General features: G+C 38.9%; 6 protein-coding genes and 1 pseudogene. 3 read left to right on the top strand and 4 right to left on the bottom strand.

Annotation, left to right across the window (positions count from 1 at the left end):
* The first annotated feature begins 156 nt into the window (after positions 1-156).
* Both smpB and BCG07_RS16335 read left to right on the top strand, forming a co-directional pair.
* Positions 157-636 (top strand): SsrA-binding protein SmpB, encoded by a 480-nt coding sequence (gene smpB / locus BCG07_RS16340; RefSeq protein WP_006793936.1) that lies wholly within the window; start codon positions 157-159, stop codon positions 634-636.
* 421 nt (positions 637-1057) lie between these two features.
* Positions 1058-3649 carry a TonB-dependent receptor gene (locus tag BCG07_RS16335; RefSeq protein ID WP_039038522.1) on the top strand — a complete coding sequence of 864 codons (2592 nt, stop codon included), beginning with the start codon at positions 1058-1060 and terminating at the stop codon, positions 3647-3649.
* 61 nt (positions 3650-3710) lie between these two features.
* Here the strand turns inward: BCG07_RS16335 and BCG07_RS16330 are convergent, their stop codons facing one another.
* The 4 genes from BCG07_RS16330 to BCG07_RS16315 all read right to left on the bottom strand — a co-directional run bounded on the left by BCG07_RS16330 (position 3711) and on the right by BCG07_RS16315 (position 7180).
* A complete protein-coding gene (locus BCG07_RS16330; RefSeq protein WP_006793938.1) occupies positions 3711-4316 on the bottom strand; it encodes a peroxiredoxin in 606 nt (201 codons plus the stop codon).
* Positions 4317-4550: 234 nt separating this feature from the next.
* A complete protein-coding gene (gene fadR / locus BCG07_RS16325; protein WP_006793939.1) occupies positions 4551-5264 on the bottom strand; it encodes a fatty acid metabolism transcriptional regulator FadR in 714 nt (237 codons plus the stop codon).
* A gap of 646 nt (positions 5265-5910) precedes the next feature.
* A complete protein-coding gene (locus BCG07_RS16320) occupies positions 5911-6591 on the bottom strand; it encodes a hypothetical protein (protein WP_286891128.1) in 681 nt (226 codons plus the stop codon).
* A gap of 19 nt (positions 6592-6610) precedes the next feature.
* Complete coding sequence (locus BCG07_RS16315) at positions 6611-7180, bottom strand: hypothetical protein (RefSeq protein WP_286891126.1); 570 nt, start codon at positions 7178-7180, stop codon at positions 6611-6613.
* A 130-nt stretch (positions 7181-7310) separates the two neighbouring features.
* Here BCG07_RS16315 and BCG07_RS16310 point away from each other — a divergent pair.
* Positions 7311-7477: pseudogene (locus tag BCG07_RS16310) on the top strand (IS110 family transposase); the annotation flags it as partial.

The raw sequence follows: 7477 nt of genomic DNA, 5'->3' as shown, positions 1-7477 counted from the left end.
ATTTGTGGCATACTCACTCCCAAATGTGTGGGCGAATTTTAGCAAGCTTTGTTCGTTTCCCCAAACTTTCATGACGCATAAATTAGATCTAATTTTTTAAAATCATTACTAAAAATCGATGTAAAACATCTCACATTACGTATATTATAGGGCACTATGGCTAAGAAAAATTCATCAAAATCGACAAGCAATACCATCGCGCTAAACAAAAAAGCGCGACATGAGTATTTTTTACACGATAAGTTTGAAGCAGGTGTCGAACTACAAGGCTGGGAAGTAAAAAGTATCCGAGCTGGTAAAGTAAATATCTCTGAAACTTATATACATCTTAAAAACGGCGAAGCATTTTTACTTGGTAGTCAAATTCAACCATTAAATAGTGCCTCTACTCACGTTATTTGCGACCCTATGCGTTACCGAAAGCTTTTACTAAGCAGACGAGAACTTGACCGCTTAGTGGGAGCAACTGAACGTGACGGCTATTCATTAGTGGCTACAGCCATGTATTGGAAAAAATGTTGGGTGAAACTTGAGTTTCATTTAGCAAAAGGTAAAAAAATGCATGACAAACGCGAAGACGGTAAAAATAAAGACTGGTCGCGCGAAAAAGAGCGCTTAATGAAGCACAAAGTTTAAATAAAACGCCTAACTCAGTTAGGCTTTTTTTTATAAAAAAACCAAGCGCCATTTGTTTTATTAATACACAACAAGACCATTATTCAGCCTAAATATACCTATAAATAATTTATTACAATTTTATTGTGAATCAATTAATTTAATTATTACTCTCAATGAGGTTGTATTTTTTATTTCTAAAATAAAGCATATGCGCCTATTTAAACCTGCTTCAGCGCATAACATCTGCTTTAAAATCATCCCAAATCACACTAAAACCCATACTAAAATCACATTTCAGTCTCATTGCTAACACTTAAGTTACATGATATTAATGTCGTCGCTTGTTATATCAATCCGCTTAAGTATGGGATTTATTTAACAATTTAAAAGGATTGGTATTGAGCAACTAAACTTATTACATATCAACAAGGATTTAAGGATGAAGCAATCAATTGCATTTACGCCAAGTATTATTATTGGCGCAACACTTTCATTATCAGCGGGCTTTACAACAACAACTTACGCCGCTGAAGAAGCAAAAAAAGTAGAACGCATTGAAGTTACAGGCTCGCGTATTAAACGCTCTGACATTGAAGGCCCATCACCAGTGCAATCAATCAGTAAAGCCGATATTGAAAACATGGGTTACGATAACCTTCAACAACTACTCGAAAGAATGCCTGTTGCAGGCAGTGGTACTTTTTCTACACGTGGTAACAACCAAGATTCGACGGCAAATGGAGCTGCCGCTGTAAGCTTGCGAGGCTTAGGTGCCGACGCAACACTTGTACTGATTAACGGGCGCAGAGTCTCAATTAGTGCGTTTGCAGAAGGGATAACTAATTCGTTTGTCGATATAAACAGCATTCCAGTATCGGCTATTGAACGAATAGATATTTTAAAAGACGGTGCATCTGCAATCTATGGCTCTGATGCTGTAGCCGGTGTTGTTAACGTTATTTTGAAAAAAGATATCGATGGCGTAGAGGTAAACTTAGGGTACGGCGGCACTGATGGCCCTAACTATGAAGAAACGACAGCAAGTGTTGTTTGGGGTACCACTAGCGAAAAAAGCAGTGCGTCAGTAATCATTGATTACTTTAAAAACACATCGCTTTCATCAGATGAAATGGGCCGCTTGGGTACCGCAAACCAATCTCCTTATGGCGGTGAAGATTTCCGTTCATCTCGTGGCTTCCCTGGCTACTTTTACGTTGATGGTGTAAAAACAATTGACCCAGATTGCCCAGCAGAAAACGCAACTGCAAGCGGAAGCTGTTTATTTGATTATGGCCCGTTTGGCTACATAGCCCCAGCTGCTGAACGTATTGGCGCAATATCGCAATTTGAATATCGCTTTGACAATGGCATTACGGGCTTTTTAGAAATGGCCGTTCAGCACAATACGTCGGTTGCAGCGGGTGCACCAACCCCACTTGACGAAGATGCAGGCCTAACGGTACCAGCAAATCATCCTAATAACCCATTTGGGCAAGACATCGAAATTGGCCGCTACCGTACTGTAGACGCGGGTGCCCGCCAATGGGATATTGAATCAGACACAATGCGAATTGTGGCTGGCTTAAAAGGCGAAATTAACGACTGGAGCTGGGAAACAGCAGTACAAAAAGGTCGCAGTAAATCAATGCAAACCGGCGACCGCTCGCAAGGTTGGGTTCGTACTGATTTCTTACAACAAGAAATTGACGCAGGTAATTACAACCCATTCGGCGGTACATACAACGATCCGGCAGTTGTAGACAGAATTACCACCAGCCTTGTTCGTCGTGGCGAATCGCATATGACTTCATTTGACGCAAACATTACTGGTGAAGCATTTAGCTTTGGCGACGATGTTGTAATGATGGCCGCTGGTATCGAATACCGTGAAGAAGACGTCAGCGATATCCCAGATGATCAATTCCAACGTGGTTTAATATTTGGTACTGAATCTGTATCTGCATCAGCAAACAGAGACCAGTACGCCGCGTATGTTGAGTTTTCAATTCCACTTGCAGAAACCCTAGAGCTACAACTGGCTGGTCGTTACGATGACTACAGCGACTTTGGCACCACTACCAACCCAAAGGTTGCACTTCGCTGGGCACCAACCGATGAAATTACGGTTCGTGGTTCATGGGCGCAAGGCTTTAGAGCCCCTTCTCTTGCACAAGTTGGTTTAGGTCCATCTCAAGAAAGTCAGTTTTTTGTAGACACGTACCGCTGTCAAGCAACAGGGAAAGACTGTAGCGCACTTGATTACAACATTGAGTTTGCAGGTAACCCCGATCTACAACCAGAAGAATCTGAATCTTGGAACGTTGGCTTTATTTGGGCACCAACAGCCGAATTTGGTCTGAGCGTAGACGTGTGGAGCATCACACAAGATAACAAAATTGACGAGCAAGAATTTGGCCCTATTTACGCCTCTGAATGTAATAACCAAAACAGCACAGTATGTGTTCGTTTATCACCAAATGGTGGCGATGCGTTAGGTACTATTCAAAAAATATTTAGCACCTTTGAAAACGTATCATCGCAAGAAGTGTCGGGCGTTGATATTTCAACAAACTACAATCACTCGCTTGACGATTTAGGCTTATTAAAATTCAATTTAGAATGGGCATACCAAGATAAATTTGAAAAAGATGGCCGCGATTATACCGGTGAATATGGGTACCCAGAGCACCGCTTTATCTTCTCAACTAACTGGGAAATGGGCGCGTTTAACACTAACTTAAACATTAGTTATGTTGGTGAGTTTGAAGATACACCAGATATCGACTTCGATGGTAACTTAGATTTCGATACTAATACATCACGTATGGTTGACTCGCAAACACTGGTTGACTTACAAACGTCTTACCGTGTTTCTGACTCTGCTAAAGTATCGTTAGGTATTAATAACTTATTTGATGAAGAGCCACCATTTGCAATTGGTGACGGTGATTCTGACTTATACGGTTACGCCTCGGGTGTACATAACCCACGCGGTCGTTATATCTATACTAAAGTAAGCTTTTCTTTCTAAACGCTACACAAACAAAAAAACCGCCAACTGGCGGTTTTTTTATTTAAACAAAAGGGCTAAATTATAGCTCGCCTTCGTTTTCAGAAAGGAACTTAGCAACACCTTCAGGGCTTGCATCCATACCTTTTTTACCTTCAGTCCAACCAGCAGGACAAACTTCACCGTTCTCACTGTGGAACGCTAGTGCATCAACCATACGGATCATTTCGTCAATGTTACGACCTAGTGGTAAATCGTTAACTACTTGATGACGTACGTTACCTTCTTCGTCGATTAAGAACGAACCACGAAATGCAACACCCGCTTCAGGATGTTCAACGTCGTATGCTTTACAAATTTCGTGTTTAACGTCTGCAACTAGTGCGTATTGTACTTTACCAATACCGCCGTCAGCTACAGGCGTATTACGCCATGCATTATGAGAAAACTGAGAATCGATAGAAACACCAATTACTTCAACGCCACGCTTTTTAAACTCTTCAAAACGCTTATCAAATGCAATAAGTTCAGAAGGACATACAAACGTGAAATCTAATGGGTAAAAGAAGATTACAGCTTTTTTACCTTTAATTGTTTCGTGTAGATTGTAGCTATCTACAATTTCACCATTACCTAAAACTGCTGCAGCGGTAAAGTCTGGTGCCTGGCGGCCTACTAATACACCCATTTTATTCTCCAAATATTTTGAGTTTGTTTTCAATTGCTTTCGCAATGCTGGTACATATATGGGCGCTAAAAGTTAAAAACCAATAGCACCTACACATAATTGTTTTGTATATTAGATATAAACTTTTAAAAAAGATAATCGTATTTACCGATGCGGGCAATCGAAAATACCGAACAGAAAATTAAAACACCGCAAATACAAAAAAACCTGCAAATGCAGGTTTTTTTAAAATGTTTAGTCCATTATATCCGACGGCATATCGCCACGAATTTTTTGCCAAATTTCACCCGTTTGATGACCATATTTACGCATCATCGAAATTGCACCATCGTGCTCATTATTTTGCGCTAATACAGTTAAATCTTTATAAAACTGGCGGGCAAGCTCGCGGGTACCCGGATCTGAAAAGTAATGACAACCAATTTTAGAATAAAACCCTCTAAAACCGTTTAAAATTAAAACATAAATTCGGTTATTACCTGCAACGGCCAATTCGTGATGCACTTTATAGTCATAATCAGCAAATGCTTGTGCCGTATCTTCAAGTTCGTGACTTAATGATAAAATTTCAATGACACGCTCAGGGTTAAGCTTAATTGCAGCACGGGTATAAATAGCACTTATATTTGTTCGTGCAGACAATAGCTGATCTGTCAGCTCAGGCATTTTATCTTCATCTAAACGTGCTAACGTTTCTAATATATTTAAGCCCGACGTTTCCCAAAAGTTATTAACCTTTGTTGGTTTGCCGTGCTGAATAGTTAGCCAGCCGTCTCGCGCTAAACGCTGTAACACTTCGCGTAATGTGGTTCTTGTTACGCCAATTAACTCAGAGAGCTCTCTCTCAGCTGGTAGAATTGAACCTGGAGGGAAATCGCCATTCCAAATAGACTCAACTATGTATTCTTCAGCAAATCCTGCTGGGCTTTTCGCTTTAAAAATTCTCATCCAATTCCCACTCGAATTAATCTACAACGTTTCGCTTACGCGAATAACTGACTGATTGTACCAGACGAAACTCAACTAACAAGTAAAGTAAGATATATTGTTAAATTGATCATACACATCAAGGTAGAGTTACTGAACGGCAAGAGCGACTGGCCATTTAAAAGGAACAAAAATCGCTTTTAATAAACAAATTCATTGAAAATACCATATTACAATTAGGCTAAACATAGGGGAAATATTGCAAGTAACGAGACTCAACTTAGTGGCTGAACTAACAGCCAATTGTACACATTGAAGATTTTAAATGTCTGAAGTCAAGATTTGACCCCAATCACTCGATATGATTTATTTCTTTAATAATACCAGTATGTAAATCTTTCTTTTTGTACTGACGATTTATACGGCTAACAATTACAGGGCTAAGTATCCCTAATAACCAACCTAAGATAATTGATGCAGTATCCAAACACCCTCCGAAAATCTAACGCCCAAATAAACGGGCAATTACCGTTGGCTAAAATGTGAAGCGAAGCGGAACCAGCCAACTGTAATTGTTCCGCTTTAATTTGCTTGTTATGTGTTTAGCGATCACCCTATAATTCCAAATAAAAACAGACGCTTAACGAATTTAGCTAACAACAAAAATTTATGGTTGAAGTAAATTAGGACAAGTTTGAGAAGCCTGAATCCTAATAGCGCGACCATTACTATACTCACAAAGCTTAGCTCCATTTGAAAAGCTGCTGTTTCTCAAAACACCTACCGTTCCTGATGGTACAACCGTCTTTTCATAACCATCTGGAGCAGGGAGTGTATTTGTATTGATGGTATTGTTCGGGTAAGTGATAGTCGGAGAGACTACTTGCATATTTTGTACAGAACTTAATGCTTGTTGCCCTGCTTGTTGACTTGCCTGCCCTAATTCTTGAAGTGATTGTGAAATGCTTGCCATTGCTTGTTGATTTGCTACCCTACTTTCTGCTGAAGTTCTTTTATGATTATTTGCATTAGCTATCAAGTTATTAACTTCCTTTTTAGTACCTTCGCACCAACTTGAGGTTGCTGCTATATCTTTCCAGTTCAAACTGATTTCATTAAACTTATTTTTGAAAGTTTTTTCATCATAATCCCATGTATTAACAGTATAGGTCATAGCTTGAAAACCAGAATAGTAATCGTATGAGGCAAGATATCCAGCTTGTTTACAACGTTCCATATGCATTAACAAACTTGCCTGCCTAAAATACAAGTTATCAGGCATAGGTTGTTTCATAGAACAGCCCGCTATTAAAATAATTACCAAGCTTATCGCTAATGTTTTTTTCATTTTGTCTTCCTATTGAAACTCAGATATCCCTTGCATGAGCTAATGTTTCGGTTATGTTATCCATATATTCTATTACAATAGAAATTTGACTTTTAAAATTGTTAAGGCTTATATAATCAACGCTAGGTAATGTCTCATTGCCACGTTTATCTGTTGCGTACCTAAAGCAGAAAGAGTCTTCATCAAGCTTATTAAAATCTTTTATAACACATCTTTCTTTTGATGATTTAGCCGGGGTAAATACCAACTCAATAGAGTTCTTTTTGATAAATTGACGATAAAGCTTTTCAGCTTCGTCCCACAAATTTAATAGCTTATGCCGTTCTAATAATTTATCTTGTCGGTCATTTTGTAAAAAACTATCAAGCTCCGTAATTATTCCTTTTAGAGTTATTTCGATATATTGCCTATAAAGAAATACTATTGGAAATATTAAAGAGTCTTTAGATCTGGTATCTAATTTTTCAAATCCATCGGATAATTTTTCAGCTGCTAATTTATAGCCATATTCAAAAGATGCTGATTTATCTTTTATCCAGCCAATGTCAGCATTAGATAAATCTCCACTAATGCCTTTAAATAGACTCATAACCGTTCTCCCCAAAACACATAGACATAATGACTCCCACACGGTGTTAGCCTCCGCTTTTCGTGGGTTAGCTTAATTCAAAGCCAGAGCCATAATTAGTTTGTCAATTAACTAAACAGCAGAGGCTAACATGAATAAACATAGCATACTTTTTATCGGTCTTGATACACATAAAGAATTCAATGAAGTTGCCTATATTGAAGAACATAGAGGTGCGCAACCTGTTCATCTTGGCCGAGTTTCGTCTTCCAAAATGGCCGTTCAAAAGCTTGTTCGCCAGTTCGAATCGAAATACCC

The sequence above is a fragment of the Pseudoalteromonas sp. ESRF-bin5 genome (assembly GCF_002632075.1).
Classification (GTDB): Bacteria; Pseudomonadota; Gammaproteobacteria; order Enterobacterales; family Alteromonadaceae; genus Pseudoalteromonas; species Pseudoalteromonas marina.
This window is presented reverse-complemented; position numbering and strand designations above follow the sequence as displayed.

Excerpts from the sequence above, each read along its gene's own strand:
- smpB (WP_006793936.1), top strand. The coding sequence starts at position 157 with ATGGCTAAGAAAAATTCATCAAAATCGACAAGCAATACCATCGCGCTA.
- BCG07_RS16335 (WP_039038522.1), top strand. The coding sequence starts at position 1,058 with ATGAAGCAATCAATTGCATTTACGCCAAGTATTATTATTGGCGCAACA.
- BCG07_RS16330 (WP_006793938.1), bottom strand. The coding sequence starts at position 4,316 with ATGGGTGTATTAGTAGGCCGCCAGGCACCAGACTTTACCGCTGCAGCA.
- fadR (WP_006793939.1), bottom strand. The coding sequence starts at position 5,264 with ATGAGAATTTTTAAAGCGAAAAGCCCAGCAGGATTTGCTGAAGAATAC.
- BCG07_RS16320 (WP_286891128.1), bottom strand. The coding sequence starts at position 6,591 with ATGAAAAAAACATTAGCGATAAGCTTGGTAATTATTTTAATAGCGGGC.
- BCG07_RS16315 (WP_286891126.1), bottom strand. The coding sequence starts at position 7,180 with ATGAGTCTATTTAAAGGCATTAGTGGAGATTTATCTAATGCTGACATT.